The sequence below is a fragment of the Inquilinus limosus MP06 genome, from assembly GCF_000767795.1.
Lineage (GTDB): Bacteria > Pseudomonadota > Alphaproteobacteria > DSM-16000 > Inquilinaceae > Inquilinus > Inquilinus limosus_E.
In genome coordinates, this window is the sequence record NZ_JANX01001124.1 from 1 (window position 1) to 676 (window position 676).

Annotated in this window: 1 protein-coding gene; it reads left to right on the forward strand. The window is 64.1% G+C overall.

What is annotated here, in order from left to right; translation table 11 throughout:
- Nucleotides 1-185: 185 nt before the first annotated feature.
- On the forward strand, nt 186-676 hold a 491-nt coding region (locus P409_RS35580; RefSeq protein ID WP_202964922.1), incomplete at its 3' end, for an IS1595 family transposase.

Here is a 676-nt window from a genome sequence, read left to right on the forward strand (position 1 = left end):
AATGCCTAACCGAACTGGACCAAATCGGAGAAGATTTGGTCATGTCGAAGTGCGAGCGGTGTGGGCATGGTTGGAGTTGGGAGCTGTCGGATGGCCGGCTGAAATGCCGGCGCTGTGGGCATCGTCGTCGACGGCGGACGTTATGGGATGCGTCTCGGCTGGAGAGCCGGAAGAAGACGGAGTTGGTGCAACGTTTTGTGTGGGGCGTTCCGGTGTACCGGCAGCGCTTCGCAGCGGTGGCGAGCCGTCCGGCGACGGAGCGGTTCTATCGTCTCATCCGGCAGGCCTTGGCCCATGCCGAGCAACTGCGGGAGCCCTTCGAGGGCAGCCTGGAATGCGACGAAAGCACCTTCGGTGGCGCTCGGAAGGGGGGCAAGCGGGGCTGGGGTGCGGCGGGCAAGGTGATGGTCTTCGGCATCGTCAAGCGCAACGGCCTGGTGAAGGCCCAGCCGATCCCGGCTCGCGACAAGGCCTCGGTGCTGCGAGTGATCCGGGCGGAGAGCCGGGAAGGCTCGCTGTACTACACCGACGAATGGCAGGCCTATGCCACTTTGCGGCTGCGGGGCGACCATGTGGTGATCCGCAAAGAGAAGGGACGGCCGGTCGGGCGTGACCATATCAACGGCATCGAGGGCTTCTGGTCTTATGCCAAAAACTGGCTCTACCCCTATCGCGG